Annotated in this window: 13 protein-coding genes; 4 read left to right on the forward strand and 9 right to left on the reverse strand. The window is 38.3% G+C overall.

Annotated elements, in window-relative coordinates; translation table 11 throughout:
• Nucleotides 1-58: 58 nt before the first annotated feature.
• From rny to rlmH, 3 genes are all read left to right on the forward strand, one after another.
• Entirely contained in the window at nt 59-1,612 is a 1,554-nt protein-coding gene (gene rny / locus B3P23_RS14720) for a ribonuclease Y (protein WP_045754146.1), read from the forward strand.
• A 139-nt stretch (nt 1,613-1,751) separates the two neighbouring features.
• On the forward strand, nt 1,752-2,276 hold the full coding sequence (locus B3P23_RS14725; RefSeq protein WP_293927489.1) for a hypothetical protein: 525 nt from the start codon (nt 1,752-1,754) through the stop codon (nt 2,274-2,276).
• A 1,226-nt stretch (nt 2,277-3,502) separates the two neighbouring features.
• Nucleotides 3,503-3,976, forward strand: a complete 474-nt coding sequence (gene rlmH, locus B3P23_RS14730; protein ID WP_293927492.1) for a 23S rRNA (pseudouridine(1915)-N(3))-methyltransferase RlmH — start codon at nt 3,503-3,505, stop codon at nt 3,974-3,976.
• A gap of 1,887 nt (nt 3,977-5,863) precedes the next feature.
• Here rlmH and B3P23_RS14735 read toward each other — a convergent pair.
• From B3P23_RS14735 to B3P23_RS14750, 4 genes are all read right to left on the reverse strand, one after another.
• On the reverse strand, nt 5,864-6,316 hold the full coding sequence (locus B3P23_RS14735) for an NUDIX domain-containing protein (protein ID WP_108158941.1): 453 nt from the start codon (nt 6,314-6,316) through the stop codon (nt 5,864-5,866).
• 11 nt (nt 6,317-6,327) lie between these two features.
• On the reverse strand, nt 6,328-7,128 hold the full coding sequence (locus B3P23_RS14740; protein ID WP_084405338.1) for a 3-keto-disaccharide hydrolase: 801 nt from the start codon (nt 7,126-7,128) through the stop codon (nt 6,328-6,330).
• Between the two features lie 2 nt (nt 7,129-7,130).
• The gene (locus B3P23_RS14745) at nt 7,131-7,877 is read right to left on the reverse strand and encodes a hypothetical protein (RefSeq protein ID WP_045754142.1); all 747 of its coding nucleotides are present in this window, start codon (nt 7,875-7,877) and stop codon (nt 7,131-7,133) included.
• A gap of 86 nt (nt 7,878-7,963) precedes the next feature.
• Nucleotides 7,964-9,166, reverse strand: coding sequence for a DEAD/DEAH box helicase (locus B3P23_RS14750; protein ID WP_293927496.1), 1,203 nt, complete (start codon nt 9,164-9,166; stop codon nt 7,964-7,966).
• A gap of 188 nt (nt 9,167-9,354) precedes the next feature.
• Here B3P23_RS14750 and B3P23_RS14755 point away from each other — a divergent pair, with 188 nt between their 5' ends.
• On the forward strand, nt 9,355-11,769 hold the full coding sequence (locus tag B3P23_RS14755) for an alpha-ketoacid dehydrogenase subunit alpha/beta (protein ID WP_293927499.1): 2,415 nt from the start codon (nt 9,355-9,357) through the stop codon (nt 11,767-11,769).
• Between the two features lie 22 nt (nt 11,770-11,791).
• On the opposite strand, the gene B3P23_RS14760 is transcribed toward B3P23_RS14755, so the two are convergent.
• The 5 genes from B3P23_RS14760 to B3P23_RS14780 form a co-directional block, all read right to left on the reverse strand.
• The gene (locus B3P23_RS14760) at nt 11,792-12,652 is read right to left on the reverse strand and encodes an ROK family protein (RefSeq protein WP_293927501.1); all 861 of its coding nucleotides are present in this window, start codon (nt 12,650-12,652) and stop codon (nt 11,792-11,794) included.
• Nucleotides 12,642-13,745 carry a chorismate synthase gene (aroC, locus tag B3P23_RS14765; RefSeq protein WP_293927503.1) on the reverse strand — a complete coding sequence of 368 codons (1,104 nt, stop codon included), beginning with the start codon at nt 13,743-13,745 and terminating at the stop codon, nt 12,642-12,644. Before aroC ends, B3P23_RS14760 begins: the two co-directional genes overlap by 11 nt.
• A 68-nt stretch (nt 13,746-13,813) precedes the next feature.
• Nucleotides 13,814-15,061: a 3-phosphoshikimate 1-carboxyvinyltransferase gene (aroA, locus tag B3P23_RS14770; protein ID WP_045753819.1), complete on the reverse strand. Its 1,248-nt coding sequence runs from the start codon at nt 15,059-15,061 to the stop codon at nt 13,814-13,816.
• On the reverse strand, nt 15,061-16,167 hold the full coding sequence (locus tag B3P23_RS14775; RefSeq protein WP_045753820.1) for a chorismate mutase: 1,107 nt from the start codon (nt 16,165-16,167) through the stop codon (nt 15,061-15,063). The genes aroA and B3P23_RS14775 overlap by 1 nt, the downstream gene beginning before the upstream one ends.
• A 127-nt stretch (nt 16,168-16,294) precedes the next feature.
• Entirely contained in the window at nt 16,295-17,119 is an 825-nt protein-coding gene (locus tag B3P23_RS14780; RefSeq protein ID WP_045753821.1) for a prephenate dehydratase, read from the reverse strand.
• Between the last annotated feature and the right edge of the window lie 60 nt (nt 17,120-17,179).

Here is a 17,179-nt window from a genome sequence, read left to right on the forward strand (position 1 = left end):
GCGGTTTTTTTTTGAAAATTATAAATAAATAAACTACATATAAACAATTAATAAATACATGGACATCGCAATTTATATCATACTTTCTCTGATTGTTGGTATTGCAATTGGCCGTTATCTTTTAGCTCTTATGTTTACTAAACAAACACAAGAAGCTCAAGAAAAGGTGAAAAGCATTATAAAAGAAGCCGATCAAGAAGCAGAACATCTGAAAAAGAAAAAACTATTAGAAGCAAAAGAAAAGTTTCTACAGTTGAAATCAGAGCATGAAAAAGAGGTCAGCCAACGCAATAATACCATCAGTCAAAAGGAAAATACCTTACGTCAGAAAGAACAATCAGTCAACCAGAAGCTTGAAAACTTAAACCGTGAAAAGCAAGAATTAGACGCTACACGCAAGCAACTTGAAAAGCTTGTTGAAGTCAATGAAAGTAAGTCTGAAGAAGTCGAGCAGATCAAATTACAACATATCAAGCAATTAGAAGGTATTGCTGGGGTGACCGCTGAAGAAGCTAAAAACCAATTGGTAGATTCACTACGCGAAGAAGCTCGCTCTCAAGCGATTAGTCAAATTAAAGATATCGTTGACGAAGCTAAATTGACAGCAACTAAAGAAGCAAAGAAAGTCGTTATCCAGACCATACAACGTACGGCAACTGAATCTGCAATTGAAAACACCGTTTCGATTTTTAACATTGAAAATGATGAAATCAAAGGACGTATTATCGGACGTGAAGGACGTAATATCCGTGCTTTAGAAGCAGCAACCGGTGTTGAGATCATTGTAGACGATACACCTGAAGCCATTATTTTATCTGGTTTTGATCCAGTACGTCGTGAAATCGCACGTTTAGCTTTACATCGTTTGGTCACAGATGGACGTATCCACCCGGCACGTATCGAAGAGGTCGTCGCAAAAACACGTACGCAGATTGAAGACGAAATTGTGGAAATCGGTGAACGGACTGCTATTGACTTAGGTATTCACGGTTTACATCCGGAATTGATCCGTATGGTAGGCCGTATGCGTTACCGTTCTTCTTATGGACAGAATCTATTGCAACACTCACGTGAGGTCGCAAATTTTGCCGCAACAATGGCTGCAGAATTGGGCTTAAATGTGAAACACGCAAAACGAGCTGGTCTTTTACACGATATTGGTAAAGTGCCTGACGATAATCCTGAATTGCCACACGCGATTTTAGGGATGCAGTTGGCCGAAAAATACAAGGAGCATCCTGATGTGTGCAACGCAATCGGTGCCCACCATGATGAAGTCGAGATGACTGCTATGATTTCACCAATTGTTCAAGCTTGTGATGCGATCTCTGGAGCGCGTCCAGGAGCACGCCGTGAAGTGGTAGAGAGTTATATCAAACGTCTTAAAGAATTAGAAGATCTAGCATTATCATATCCAGGAGTTGAAAAAACTTTTGCGATACAAGCAGGGCGTGAACTACGCGTTATTGTTGAAAGTGAGAAGATATCAGATGCGCAAGCAGAGATTTTAGCCGCTGATATTTCAAACCGGATTCAGACCGAGATGACCTATCCAGGTCAAATCAAAGTAACTGTTATCCGTGAAATCCGTTCTGTCGCATACGCGAAATAACGCGAATGTCAACATATCAAGTACAAAAGCCTCAACATCGTTGAGGCTTTTGCTTTTAATAGCGCTTTAGGTCTATATTTCAATTTTTATTTTTAGTATTTTTGCTGTATTATTTGGCAAAAACTGTAATCTCGATTAAATGAAGAAAAAACAAGCTCCCGTACCAGAAGTCAAAAGGCCCGTTGATCAATATTTTGATCATTTAGATGCTAATTTTCAAGATCCTAACAATAGGATGATTCAAATTATATTTTTACCGCTATTTTTTTTCGGCTTGATGGGGATGATTTGGATGATTCCATTTCCACAATTTGATTTTTTAGTCAAACTGGGCTGGCACACCTTTTTGAATTGGGGATCTTTCTTTATTGCAATTGTTATTTACTACTATTTAAAGCTTTCTCCGACCTTATCGTATGCCGTATTGCTCTGCATTGGTATCATGAGTTATTTTATTGTACAGCTCGAATATATAGAGCGTGATGGTGGTCCAGGTGTATTGTTGGTTTCTACGTTAATCACTTTAATTTCACTACTTGTATTATGGGTAGGGAAGTCCAAGGAAAAAAATACGATTTCGTTCAAACAGTTTTGGTTGTTTCTGACGGTAGGGCCTATTTGGTTATGGCACTTTGCTTTTCAGAAGATCAAACTTAAATATTAAAAGTTTTTGAGCGATCTTAAAAGCCTTGTTGTTTCAGTACAACAAGGCTTTTTTTATGCAATTATCATGTTAGGTATTCCTTTTGCCCAACGAGCTGCCTCAATATGTGTATTTGCGTATCTTCTATAATCAACACGCCCACATTGTAGGGCTGCTTACTGGAGTCAAATTTTTAAGGGAAATATTGAAATTGGAATACAATCACTAGCTCCATTTTTTGCTCCTCTAAATCCGTTTGTATGGTGTGCACTTGACGTGATCGTTAACCGTCACTGATTAGCTTTGACAGGTCATAAATCTAATTTGCTCAACGATGAGTTCTATTAGTTAGCGTGCTAATTTATTCAAGATTCGATCGGCGCGGTGAGAACAAACTCAGCCAGAGTAGGATCACTTCTTGCAAAGAAGCCATCATATGTTTCAAATAGGTGATTGTTTCTTCTAAACAAGTGATCGCTTCTTCCAAGAAAGTGATTACGTTGGGCTAAAGTAATCACTTGCTTGGAAGAAGAAGGTGTATCTTACCAAGAAGTGATCACTTGTGAGACAACATGGAGGTAAATCTGATAGAGAAGTCATCACTTGTTGAGAACAAATAGGTACATCTTTTGGATAAGTGTTCATATGTTACAAATTTGTGATCACATCTTTACTAGATGGAGATGCTTCTTAGTAAGATGTGTTTCAAACTTGACAACAAGTGATCCCTTTAGGCTTATGCGATCATGAATCGTGAGAAAGAAGTAGGATTTTATTGAATAATAGTAAGGTTATCTGAAATAAGTGATTCTTTCTTGAAAAGAAGGGATTACATTTTGGAAAGAAGTGATCAAATCTTTTCAAGTTGTGACTTGTCAAAGCTAAGAAGTAGTCCCAGAAATAGGCATAATAAGTATGGAAACGGTCTCTATGATGTCTTAAGCATGTTTCTTTATTCAGATATCTGATCATAAAGGCAGTTTCATGATTACGTTTTTTTAATTGTTATGCTAACCTTTAGCTGTCTTAAACGATGGTGATCTTGTTATCTAAAGTTTGATGAAGATCAGTGACTATGCTATTTTATAGGGTAATAGCTGAACAAAAACTTTTCTGCTACTTGTGGTTAATAATCCCGTAAATCTAAAATATTTAAACAAAGCGTGAAGTTAGTTTGTTTAATAAAGTGGAAGTTTTATGATAGAATAATCAAAAAATAAATCATTTTTGTAGAAAGAGGATGATTTATGAAAATAACGTTGCTGTGCATTGGGAAAACAGATGAAAAATATTTGATTGAAGGTATTGAAAAATATTTGAAGCGATTAAAGTTTTATATTACCTTTAACTTGGTCGTGATTCCTGCTATCAAGAATAGCAAAAATTTGACCCAAGAGCAGCAGAAAGAGAAAGAAGCACAGCTTTTGCAGAAGTATATCACTTCTCATGATACGGTGGTCTTACTGGATGAGTTTGGAAAGGAATATCGTTCTTTGGAATTTGCATCCTATCTGGAAAAGCACATGGTTCAGAGCACGCAGCATCTTATTTTTATCATAGGTGGACCTTATGGTTTCGATGATCAGATCTATCAGCGTGCAAATCAGAAAATATCATTGTCAAAAATGACCTTTTCACATCAGATGATCCGTTTGTTTTTTGTTGAGCAGACGTATCGCGCATTTTCAATATTAAAAGGTGAGCCATATCATCATGAATAATTATGGAATTTATTTAATTTGAGCATCTACTAAAGAAAGGAGTTAATATGTTACCAAGTAAAAGAGATTATAACTTTAAAAGCGATGATAGTAATTCCCGTATCACCAAAATTATTATTATTGTCGGCATTATCCTCGTATTGCTATTGGCTTATTTTACATAGCATATCGGGGAGTACCATGTTTATAGAAAAGTTCTAGATGTATATTTAGAACTTTTTTTATTTGATGGTTATCCCATATTTGGTGACCAATTAAATAAGCGTACCATATACTCAAATCGGCACTATTTATGATCATAAATTGGGTCAGAGACTTAATTGATCGATACTCAGAATAGAGGCAGTTGAATGGCTTAAATCACCAAGGTGATCCTGATCAAAACGAATCTGGCGTACCGTAATTCTTTAGCATAGAGCAGATGGATTATACACTGTTTCTAGGGTAAAAAGAAGATGCCCCCCAATAGCAACTATAACCTGAATATATAGTCGAAAAATATGTGTTGAAATTAAAATTGTACCAACAACTATCCTTCTTTTTCTTCCTAAATCCTATAGCCCATTTTCTAGTTTTTGTGGTTGTCTTTTTAGTTGCGCTAGGAGCGGAGATCATGAAAACGCCATGACTGCCGAAAGCTGGCTCAAGTTGGGGCAGATCTATACCGGCTCCATACCAGATTCGGACACTGTTTTACCGAAAGCCGTCTATACACCGCTTCTGCACCGCCTATTTCCCGTCCCTGACCCGGGAAATGGACGGTGCAGGGACTGTGCAATTGCGGAGTAGGGACAAGAAAGTTTAAAACAAGGTACGAACAAGGTTAAAACAAAGTACGAATCAGATCCAAATAACTTGACATTTTTGCTGTCCATTTTAAAGCAAAATAGAGCTTTCAAATGGGCCAAGAGTGTACCGTTAGTGTACGGGTTATTCATGGGGAGTGTACAAAAGAGCTACTAAGAGTCTACGGGAAAGCGAGTAAGAAGCTGCCGAATAGTTACTCAGGTTAGTCGCTTGGCTCAAGATCAAGAGGAGAGACTAGGCAAGCACAGGAGTACCGTTGTTCAGGTATAGATCAAGCATGCGTAGTGCATATGCTAAGTAATGATAAAGCATAGATAGTGCGTAAAACGGTACCCATTGATACACTATCTATGCACTATCAACGCTTTATCTATGCTTCATTTATACTTGATCTTTACCTCAAAGGTGCTTCATTTGAAATAAGAAGTTTTAAGCTGTTAAGTTTTATTTATCATACATGAGGGTATTTTTGTGATGATCATCTCGTAAATCGCTTAAAATGCTTGTGAGATAAAAAGATGGTGGGTGTTGATGATGTCGGAATCAATGGGCTGTGCACAGGTATGAAGTTTAAGATATCCTTTCTGCAGCTCAGGAATAAGGCGAAATTGACCGATTGGGGTGAGAAAATTTAAGCGGTGGATTCGATCTGAAAAGAAGTATTGTTTGTGCAACTAAATTGGTTGAATGGTCAAGTTGAAGGGAGTTGTTATTTTTGGTATTCTAAAAGGCGTATTACCAAATGTGTTAATATATTTTCTGATAAAGAAAATCTGCTCCATGTCAGGATTTTACAAAATACAGCGACGTTTACTCATTAAGTATTTACTTGTGAAATTTGTCGGTGTATAATTGATCTCTATAAAAAAAATAGGCGATACTGGGAGTATCGCCATAAAATCACACTAACTATTAAAAAACCTATAGAACTAGGAATTTGCAAATTTGATTATACCAAAACGTCATGCTTTCACATGATGAGTAATCTTAAAAAAAAATAAACGTATTCGGTTTCTTTTACAAAAGATGTTTCTCTTGTTGGTCAACGTAAATTTAATGAATTTTTTTAAAAATGCAAATTTATTTTTTATCTCTATAAAAAACATTCCAGGCGACCTGATCTGTTTTAAAAGTTAGGCTCATTTCTTGTAAATCATCGATTTTTACCCAACGGAACGATTGTGCTTTACCGTCTTCATATTCCTGTCCTTCAAAATCAAATTCTTGGCTTGTCGTTCGGATCGCGATGGGGCTGGTATTCTTAATTAAATAGTAAATGGATATAATTTGACTTTCATTGAAACTTGATTTTTCGTAAAAATCGGTCGTATAAATATGTGATATGACTTCAATATCAAAGTTACACTCTTCTTGATACTCTCTTTTTAAAGCATCAAGTAATCCTTCTCCATATTCTAAACCTCCTCCGGGAAATTTGGTAAAAGATACGTTTTCAGTTTTCTCATCGCTGATGAGCACTTCATTATTATCATTGATCAAAATTCCGTACACTCTTACATTAAAAGGAAACATGCGTTATTGTTTTATTTTTTTGATAAATCTTTCAGGTAAATATTTCTAAACTCGACAGGTTGGCCTTCACTTTGCAATGCGATAAAGCCTTGCTTCAGCTTTTTGCCGTCTATTTTTATTCTAGGGTCGTATCGGTTTGCCACTCCACCTCCTATGGTCGGTTCGCTATATTGAAGTACAGTATCGCCATTGATGATATGGGTAATCAACGAATCACCAAGGACAATTAATTCAGCCTTCACCCATTGATCTCCATCATATGTTTTAGATGATGAATCGAGGCAATGTGATTCCAGTTTTTTGCCTTGATACACAATATCTGTCCCTGGGGAACACATATTGCCCGTTGGCCTTGGCTGACCGTCACTAAGCCCTCCTAGAAATTGCATTTCAACCGATATTGGCCAATCCTGCTCTTTGGGCATAGTCTTTGGATCTTGTGAATGAAACATCAGACCACTATTGCGCAAGGTGTAAGAGGGTGCTCCTTTTTGCAGATCGCCGTAAAACCTATATTCCAATTTGACATGATAATGGGAGTAGGGGGTATCGTAATAAAGATGACCATACTGCTCATTGAAGTCGCCATAACCATCATAATTGACTTGGATGACCTTGTCTTTTACACGAAAAGTATGGGCAAAGTTTTCTCCGACCTCATGATGATGGATTTTGACTGTCCAGTTATCCAGATTTTTGCCATTAAATAAACTGATCCACTCCTTCTTTTGCTGTTTTGCGGGACTTGACTGTGTCGTACATGCAGCAGTGAACATGCAGAGGCCAATGGGTAATATATGTTTTAGTTTCATTGTTATAAAGGCATAAAACCATTTTCTACGGTATGTTCATCGATCCCCATATAAGAGTAATGTCTCGGTAAAAACCAAGATATAGACGACATAATCTGTTTAAAATCTTGTTCGGTTTGAAACATATCGGGCGTAATATTGAACACTAAATCTTGGCTTACCAAATTTTCATCTTCATAATTTCTAGCAATCAGCATCACCTTAGGATCTTTTATCCCCATGTTGACTAAGTATTCCCTGAGGTTATGACGTAAGTCCTGGGGAAGAATGGTATCCGATGGTTGACCGACTAAGATTTTTTCATCTTTATCAATATGTGGCTCTTCAGTTTTTTGGGAGAATATCGACTCATCGGTATAAAATTCTTCATTTAAGAAATAATTGACAAGGTCGCCATAGGAGAAGATCCAATCGGGCTGTTCTTGATGCGTATTGATGGCAAGTCCCATTCCTTTTTTCAACAGGAAGCTTTTCAATTTATGTTTGATCACAAATGCTTGGAAATTTTGATCTTTAGGTGCATTTTCCAATTGGAAGTATGGATAGCCATCGGGACCAATAATCAATTCTGATGGGGCCAATTGGAAGGTTGCTTCATCAATGTTCGCTAAGAAGTCCGCCACCCATTTTTCATCACGCTCTTGAAAAGGAACTTCTAGTAAAGAGTTAATGTTAATCGTCTTTGACAAGTTTCCCAATAGATTTTCGTTGGAATCCTCACTGTCGTTAAATAAATGTATCGTGCTCATATAAAATTTGAATCCTTGTAATGGTGAGTAAAAATAGTCAATTTATTAGGAATGGGGTACACGGAATGCTTAACAATTTGAATTTCTTATTTTTTTCGTCTATTTCCCTTTTTCAGTTCACTGGTTGAAATCATTTGATCCCAGCTTAATACGTACGGATGTTGGTCGTCGATTTTGATTTGTTTATGCAATGCCAATTGAAGTTGAATCCATTTATGATTATCCTCGGCATCGCAAAAGGTGTAAGCTTTACCTGAAACCCCATTTCGGCCAGTTCGCCCGATGCGATGTAGGTATAGGGCCTCTTGGTCTGGGACTTCATAATTGATCACCATGGGGAGATTTTCAATATCGACCCCGCGAGCCAGCAGGTCGGTTGCCACCAAGACCTGAATGTCCTTGGCTTTGAAGGCATTCAATACGTGGGTTCTATTTTTTTGTGACTTATCGCCATATAGTGCTTCTGCCGGGATACCGTCTTTTCTTAATTCTTGAACAATGCGCTCTACGCCATGAGTGGTGCGGCTGAAAATCAACATCTGCTCCTGCGGATTTAAGTCAATTAAATATTTGATCAACTTTTTTTTATTGCTTTTATCCACATAAAATACCCGTTCTTCGATAGCTGTATTTTTGATTTCTTTTTTGATCTCAATTTTAAGCGGATTTTTGAGTGTTTTATTTGCGATGCGTAAAATATCGTTTGGAAGCGTGGCTGAGAAAAAGAGGTTTTGTCTTTCGCTTGGTAATGCTTGCAGAATTTGATTGACTTCTTTCATAAAACCGAGTTCCAGCATTTGATCAAATTCATCAATAACAAGGGTCTTGACCGAATGAAAAGAAATGATGCCTTGAGCGAATAGATCCAACAGGCGACCGGGTGTAGCTATGATCAGGGTTGGATGCTGTGATATCGCTTGGATCTGCTGATCATAAGCTTGACCGCCACAGATGGAGACGGTGGAGATGTGGTCTGCTTGTGTGAGGGCTGTTATTCTTGCTTGTGTCTGTAGGGCCAGTTCGCGTGTAGGGTTTAAAATTAAGGTTTGATCTTGAAGCGATGCTTCCTGTGTGTGGTACCGATGTAAGATCGGTATGGCAAAGGCTTCGGTTTTCCCTGTGCCGGTGGGGGCGATACTGATAAGATCTTGTCGGCGTAATATCTGTGGAATAGCAAGCTCCTGAATGGGGGTCAGATCGGTAAAACCCGACTGCGTTAAAATAGATAAAAGATGGGAGTGAATGTGAAGATCTTGAAATTTCAATTTTTTATGCGTTGATTTTATCAAAGATATGATTTCGAGATTAAATTATTAAAAATCTTTAGAAGAGTAACTACAAGCGAATTGTAAGTGCTAATTCGTTAATACAAATATTTATATGGTATAAATAGATATCTTCAATTTTTTATTAAAGTTAATAATGATTATTTTAGAATATTATTTTTATTAAATTTGTTGGAAACTGAAAATATAATATGTTGGAAACCACATTAGACCAAGGCAGTGATTTAAGTTCGAAACTAAGTTTTGATGACTTTAGAAAGATCATTGTTGAAGATTATAGGGTTGCAGTAGAGAGCAGATATGTTAGTCTATTGGGGCGTAAGGAAGTCTTAACCGGGAAAGCAAAATTTGGCATTTTTGGAGATGGCAAAGAGCTGGCACAGATTGCCGTTTCTAAAGTCTTTCAAAAAGGGGATTGGCGCTCGGGGTATTATCGAGATCAGACACTCGCTTTTGCAAGTGGGATGACCACTATCTACCAGTTTTTCTCTCAATTGTATGCACATCCAGATGTCGAGAAAGATCCTTCTTCTGCTGGCCGTCAGATGAATTGCCATTTTTCAGTTCGTGTGATCGATGAAGATGGTAATTGGCTGGATCAAACGCAGCAAAAAAATACCTTTTCGGATATTTCAACGACTGGTGGTCAAATGGCGCGTATCCTAGGGCTTGGGCTGGCTTCAAAATTATATCGCGAAAATCCGAATCTATCGTATTTGAAGTATTTTTCAAATGGAGGAAATGAAGTGGTTTTTTGTTCTATCGGAAATGCGTCCACTTCTGAAGGTGTATTCTTCGAAGTGGTCAATGCAGTAGGAGTAAAACAAATACCTGTCGTGATCTCCGTATGGGATGATGGATATGGGATTTCAGTTCCTAATGAGGTACAAACGACCAAAGGTGATATATCTGAAATATTAAAAGGATTTCAAAAAGAAAATGGATCTAATGGTTTTGAAATATTTAAGGTAAAGGGCTGGGACTATCCTGGACTTTGCCAAACCTATGAACGTGCTGCAAAATATGCGCGTGAAAATCATACGCCTTGTATCGTACACGTGATCGAATTGACCCAACCGCAAGGTCATTCTTCTTCAGGCTCGCATGAGCGCTATAAATCAAAAGAACGTCTGGATTGGGAATTGGAAAACGATTGTATTGTAAAAATGCAAAAGTGGTTGATCGATTCGGATATTGCCACTGCAGAACAATTGAAAGTGATCGAAGAAGAGGCGAAGGAATTTGTTCGCAAGGAGCAGCGCCGTGCCTGGTCGGATTACAATAAGGCCTTGGCCGTAGATGCTTCTCAGGCGATCGCATTATTGAGTCAAATCGATGATGAAGCGGTCGAATTGCCGCTCAAGCAATTGCAGTCTCTAACCGAACCTTCGCTAAAAGAGGTGTACAGCACTGTACGTAAGGTGATTCGTGAATTGAAAGGGAAAGATATTGATGGTAAGGCGACTTTGTTGGCTTGGTATAAGCAGCAGCAGCAGGTCAATGAAAAAAGATATAACTCAAAATTGTTTACCACTGGTCATCAGGGACCGGACCACGTTGAAGTGGTCGAACCGTTTTATTCGGACGACGCCAAGATCATCGATGGACGGGAGATCCTGAACATTTGTTTTGAACAGAATTTTCTTCGTGATGAACGATTGATCGCCTTTGGTGAGGATGTGGGTAAAATTGGTGATGTAAACCAAGGTTTTGCAGGGCTACAAGAAAAGTTTGGTGAACATCGGGTATTTGATACCGGAATTAGGGAGAATTCGATTATTGGGAAAGGAATAGGATTGGCTATTAGAGGTCTTAAACCTATTGCTGAGATTCAGTATTTAGATTACCTGCTATACGGCATTACGGTAGCGAGTGATGATCTCGCGAGCTTAAGTTACCGCACGTTTGGTGGTCAAAAAGCACCTGTGATCATTCGTACACGTGGCCATCGTTTGGAAGGTATCTGGCATTCGGGATCACCGATGTCCATGATCTTGGGCACATTGAGAGGTCTGCATATCTGTGTGCCACGCAATATGACGCAAGCGGCAGGGATGTACAATACCTTATTTAGATCGGATGAACCTGCATTGGTGATCGAGTGTTTAAATGGATACCGATTAAAAGAACGTTTACCTCATAATATCGGTGATTTTACGGTACCCATCGGTTATGCTGAACGTATTAGAGAGGGGCAGGATATCACCATCGTATCTTATGGGTCTACTTTGCGTGTGGTGGAAGAAGCAGCGATGGAACTGGATCGATTGGGGATAAGTGTGGAAATCATTGACGCACAAACTTTGCAACCTTTTGATCGAGCGCATTTAAGTGCAGAATCTTTAAAAAAGACAAATAAATTATTGGTTGTAGATGAGGATGTACCTGGTGGTGCGTCGGCGTTTATAATGCAACAGATATTGGAAGAACAAAATGGCTATTATTTATTAGATAGCCAACCTCGTACATTAAGTGCCCGAGCACATCGTCCTCCGTATGGTTCTGATGGAGATTATTTTACGAAACCTTCGAGCGATGATATTGTAGAAGTGGTTTTTGAAATGATGAATGAGGGTAATCCAGATAAATATCCCGCACTGTTTTAAACAGCGTGGGATATTTTAGTTTTTAGGAGAACTGTGCTGCTGCTCCAATAATAGCAGCTTCTTCTCCTAGAATTGCTGTCTTGATATGGAATGCTTCAATTTCATTTTTCTTGCTTGCCATTAATAGAGGCAAGGCTTTGGCAATATTTCCTCCGATGACAAAATCGGTACAATGATATTTTTTACTGAAAAAATCAAGAAAATCAATCAAATGGGTGCTGTATTCATCACATATGATGTTGAATGCAGGTTTATCTTGATGTTCGGTGATTATTTGTTTTAGACCTGTGACTTCAATATTGGTCAGTTCTTTAAATCTTCTTATAAACCATCTGGTCACCAAGAATTCTTCAAAGATCAAACCCTGATACGGTGTATTCCAAAGATCTGCATCAAATGATTTTTCTCCCTTATTCCAAACGGCTGAACCTAATCCTGTTCCTAGGGTGATCCCCAGTACTCTTTGTTTTGTATGGAGATGTTGAGCAAAAACTTCTCCTTGGAGAAATGCAGCGGCATCGTTGATAAAGTGTATGTTTTGTTCCGGTATTCCGATCAATGTGGATAGAGGTGCTTTGATATTCATGTTGTACAGGTCGTCGTATTTACTCTGTCCTGTCATCATAGAAACGCCATTTTCATAATCAAAAGGTCCTGGCATAGCAATACCAATATGTTTGACATTTGAACCACCTGCTGCCACACAACTGTTGATTGTGTTTGCCCAAGTAAGGAAAATCGATTTAGCATTTTCTTGTGAAAAAACGTGGTTTCTAACCACGTTTTCTGAAATAATTTTCCAATCTAATTTATTCACTATGGCGACGCTGATGTGTGTGCCGCCAATATCCACTCCTAAAATGAATTCACTTTTATCTGACATTTTTGTAACTAGATTGTTTTAATAAATGATCAGCAATAACCAATGCAGCCATTGCTTCAACAATAATAACGGCACGTGAGACGACACAAGGATCATGTCTTCCTTTTCCTTGTACTGTAGCTTCATTACCATTTGAGTCTATGGTTTGTTGATCTCTCATGATGGTCGCAACAGGCTTGAATGCGGTTTTAAACGTGATATCCATTCCATTTGAAATACCACCTTGTATTCCTCCGGAAAAATTAGTGTGCGTTTTAGTCTGATTAATATCTTGCTCGTCGGAAATAAAAAGATCGTTATGTTGTGAACCTAATAATTCTGAACCTGCAAAACCAGACCCATATTCGAATCCGTGGACGGCATTGATGCTCATCATGGCTTTTGCCAGGTCTGCATGTAGTTTATCAAATACAGGTTCACCCAGTCCAACGGGCACATTTCTGATAATCGTCGAGATGCGGCCACCTACTGTATCACCCGATTTACGGACAGCATCGATGTATTCAATCATTTCTTTTGCTGTTGCGGGATCAGCACATCGTGCAATATTAGATTCTCTCAGATCTAACAAGGCGTTTAAGTCTTTTGTATCGAGATTTGGAGATTCAATTTTGCCGACGCCAGACACGTGTGCAAAAATTTCTATTCCATGCTGCTTTAAGAAAGATTTTGCAATGGCACCGGCCGCTACTCGAGCAGCGGTTTCTCTTGCCGAAGAACGTCCTCCACCTCTATAGTCACGATGACCATATTTCATATGGTAGGTGTAATCTGCATGTGAGGGTCTAAAAATATCTTTTATATGTGAGTAATCTTTCGATCGTTGATCTTCATTCGGAATGAGTATGGCAATGGGTGTTCCTGTTGACTTTCCCTCAAATACACCTGAAAGAATTTGAGCGGTATCACTCTCTTTTCTTTGTGTTGTTATTTTGGATTGACCAGGCTTGCGTTTATCCAGTTCTGATTGTATAAACTCCTCATCAATAGCGATATTTGGAGGACAACCATCTAAAATAACACCAATCGCTTTTCCGTGAGATTCCCCAAACGTGCTTATTCTAAATAAATCGCCAAATGAATTTCCTGCCATGATTTAATATAATTTCTATAAATATAGGTAAAACCGCAATAATAGGAGCATTATTGCGGTTTTTTTTGCTAAGTAATGATAAATTTATGCTCAGCTAAATGTTTCCAAAAATCTGGATAAGATTTTTCCACAACATGCGGCTCCTCAATTTGAATGCTTTTGAAAATTAAAGCAAGAGGGGCAAATGCCATTGCCATTCTATGATCTTCATAGGTGGCAAAAGAAACCGCTGTGGGTTCGAAGACTCCATCTGTTTTGATGTGATAGGTTGTTCCGTCTTCTATTAATTTTGCACCGAATTTAGCAATTTCAGTTTTCAGAGCTAAAATACGATCTGTTTCTTTGATTTTTAACGTTTCAAGACCAGTTAAAGAGATGTCGCGTCGTAATGCCGCAGCGACCACCACTACGGTCTGGGCCAAATCTGGACATTCTTTCATATCGAAAAATGTCTTTCCAGAAGGTTCACTTATTTTGGTGAGGTGCAATCCATCTTTTTCAAATGCGGATGCCACACCAAAATGGCTCATGATTTCTACGATAGCGATATCGCCTTGTAGACTATTTTTTTTGAGACCAGGAAGCGTGATCGATCCAGAATTGGACAGAGCTACGATCGCATACCAATAAGATGCGGCACTCCAATCTGGTTCCACATATATCGTTGCCTCTTTTGTTTCTTGATGAGGGATGTGAATGGTATTGTTGATCCATTCGTTTTTAATGCCAACTTCTTTGAGCATATTTAAGGTCATCGTCACATAAGGTCTTGAAGTCAGCTCGCCTTCAATTTCTAGCGTTAGACCTTTTTTCAAGGATGCTGCGATGAGTAGTAAAGCCGATAGGTATTGACTACTGATATTTCCTTTGATCGCAATTTTATCCTTACCTTGAAACATGCCACCTTCTATTTTAAGAGGAGGGAAGCCTGATTTTGCTTCATAGTGGACATCAGCACCAATGGTTTTTAACGCATCTACCAAAATTCCAATGGGTCTTTGCTGCATGCGTTCGGAACCTGTTAGAATAAAATTTCCTTTGATCAAATTGAGGTAAGCCGTCAAGAAACGCATCGCTGTTCCTGCAGGGCCAATATCGATTTTAGTCACACCAGATGTTGCATGAGCAGCGGTTTGAAGCGCCTCTCTTAATGTGACCGTATCAAAAGCCTGCGAAAGATTTTCTATTTGTACTTTCCCTTTTCCCAATGCTTGAATAATAAGGGCACGGTTACTTTCTGATTTTGAACCAGTCAGTTGAACCGTACCATTAATACTTTTGGATGGGTGAGTAAGTGTAATCACCTGTTGACTCATTATGCCTCCGCAGTAGGTTGAGTATTCATAATTGCATTTTGCTTACGAATCGATTCGTTGTGTAGTAATTCTAAGAACTTTACTGCAAAATCATTGCTCAACGTTAATGCCTCAGCAAGCTGGGTACGTTTTTGAACGATTTCATCCCAACGGTTTACTTGTAGGATCGTGACACTATTATCACGTTTATATTCACCGATTTTTTCAGCGATTTTCATACGTTCACCAATTTTTTGAATGATGAGATCATCTAATTTATCAATATTGGTACGCAACTCTGCAAGTTTATCTTCAAAAGCTGGATTGTCTGAATCTGCTTTACGTAAGTTTAAATGATCGATCAAATCAGCAAGAGCAGCTGGTGTTACTTGTTGTTTGGCATCAGTCCAAGCTACTGAAGGATCGATATGCGATTCAATAATCAAACCTTGTAAGTCCATATCCATTGCTTTTTGAGAAATGTATGGCAACAGTTCACGGTTACCACAGATGTGACTTGGGTCATTGATAATAGGTAAATCTGGGCATAAAGATTTTAACTGGATGGCAAGATCCCACATCGGTTCATTACGGAAAGCCGATTTTTCGTAAGATGAGAAGCCTCTGTGAATAGCACCTAATCTTTTGATCCCCGCACGGTTGATACGCTCTAAAGCACCAAACCATAATGATAAATCAGGGTTGACTGGGTTTTTAACAAATACAGGGATATCAACTCCAACTAATGCATCAGCGATTTCTTGAACTGTAAAAGGATTTGCCGTAGAACGTGCACCGATCCATAATACATCTACACCAGCAGCTAAAGCTTCTTCTACGTGCTTGGCAGTCGCTACTTCTGTTGCTGTCAATAGACCAGTTTCAGCTTTTGCTCTTTTCAACCATTCTAAACCAATAGAACCAATACCTTCAAATTCTCCTGGACGAGTACGTGGTTTCCATATACCTGCACGTAAAATGTTTACTTTACCGGTATTTGCTAATAAATGTGCTGTTGATACCAATTGATCTTCTGTTTCAGCACTACAAGGGCCTGCGATAATTAATGGCTTGTCTCCTGTATCTAACCAAGATTTTAAAGGGACGATATCTAATGTGTTTTTCATTGCTATGTAATTTTATTTTTGAGTGGTTATGAAACGATCATAATCATTATTTCTTACTTTTCGAGAGCTTTTGATGATGATGGTTTCAGCGCTATTTTGAGTTTTACTTTTTTAATTTATTTACGATTTAGATGCGGTCATTTTTGACATATTCGCCCATAATATTAAAATTGATACTATGTTTTAATACTTTACGGATAGCGGCATCATAATCGGACTGTTTTTTCCATTCGACATCAACGAAAAAATCATATTCGTTTCTTTTCCCGATGACAGGCATGGACTGAATCTTGCTCAGATTAATATTTTGATCAGCAAAGCATTGTAGAATAGAGGCTAAAGACCCTACTGAATTGCCCGTCTGAAAAGATAATGATGCTTTATTGGCATTGGCCTGCTCCTCTACATCATTGGATAATACCAAAAATCGGGTACTATTCTTTTTGTTGGTTTCAATCTTGGCTTCTAATATATTGAGGCCATATGTTTTTGCGGCAAGAGTACCTGCAATAGCAGCTGTATCGGTCAATTTTTGATTGGCTACTTTGGCTGCCGAAGCGGCAGTATCTGAACTTTCTGAAATCTTTACATCTGGCAATTCTTGTAAGAACTCTTCGCATTGACGAATAGCCATTTGATGTGACTCGATAAATTTGATGTCAGCAAGTTTAACGCCGGGTAGGGCTAGTAAATTTTGATGAATACTCAAAGCAATTTCACCCACAATATTGAATTTATAATCTCTTAACAGATTATAATTGGGCAATATGCTTCCTGCAATTGAATTTTCAATGGCCATGACAACATAATCAACTTTTTTCTGCTTTAATAATTCGCAGGTCTTTTTGAAAGTATCGCATTCTATCGTTTCGATGTCTTCACCAAAATACTTCAGTGATGCTTCCTCATGAAAGGAAGCTTTTACTCCCTGTATTGCAATTTTTAAACCCATTGTCTGTTTTATATGTTCTTAGAAAAAGCAAAAGTTCCGATTGTTGACCGGAACTTTTGC

Source organism: Sphingobacterium sp. UBA6320 (genome assembly GCF_002440335.1).
In the GTDB taxonomy this organism is placed as follows: Bacteria; Bacteroidota; Bacteroidia; order Sphingobacteriales; family Sphingobacteriaceae; genus Sphingobacterium.

Bases quoted from the DNA above. Each gene is read 5' to 3' on its own strand.
- rny (WP_045754146.1), top strand. From the start codon at position 59: ATGGACATCGCAATTTATATCATACTTTCTCTGATTGTTGGTATTGCA.
- B3P23_RS14725 (WP_293927489.1), top strand. From the start codon at position 1,752: ATGAAGAAAAAACAAGCTCCCGTACCAGAAGTCAAAAGGCCCGTTGAT.
- rlmH (WP_293927492.1), top strand. From the start codon at position 3,503: ATGAAAATAACGTTGCTGTGCATTGGGAAAACAGATGAAAAATATTTG.
- B3P23_RS14735 (WP_108158941.1), bottom strand. From the start codon at position 6,316: ATGTTTCCTTTTAATGTAAGAGTGTACGGAATTTTGATCAATGATAAT.
- B3P23_RS14740 (WP_084405338.1), bottom strand. From the start codon at position 7,128: ATGAAACTAAAACATATATTACCCATTGGCCTCTGCATGTTCACTGCT.
- B3P23_RS14745 (WP_045754142.1), bottom strand. From the start codon at position 7,877: ATGAGCACGATACATTTATTTAACGACAGTGAGGATTCCAACGAAAAT.
- B3P23_RS14755 (WP_293927499.1), top strand. From the start codon at position 9,355: ATGTTGGAAACCACATTAGACCAAGGCAGTGATTTAAGTTCGAAACTA.
- B3P23_RS14760 (WP_293927501.1), bottom strand. From the start codon at position 12,652: ATGTCAGATAAAAGTGAATTCATTTTAGGAGTGGATATTGGCGGCACA.
- aroC (WP_293927503.1), bottom strand. From the start codon at position 13,745: ATGGCAGGAAATTCATTTGGCGATTTATTTAGAATAAGCACGTTTGGG.
- aroA (WP_045753819.1), bottom strand. From the start codon at position 15,061: ATGAGTCAACAGGTGATTACACTTACTCACCCATCCAAAAGTATTAAT.
- B3P23_RS14775 (WP_045753820.1), bottom strand. From the start codon at position 16,167: ATGAAAAACACATTAGATATCGTCCCTTTAAAATCTTGGTTAGATACA.
- B3P23_RS14780 (WP_045753821.1), bottom strand. From the start codon at position 17,119: ATGGGTTTAAAAATTGCAATACAGGGAGTAAAAGCTTCCTTTCATGAG.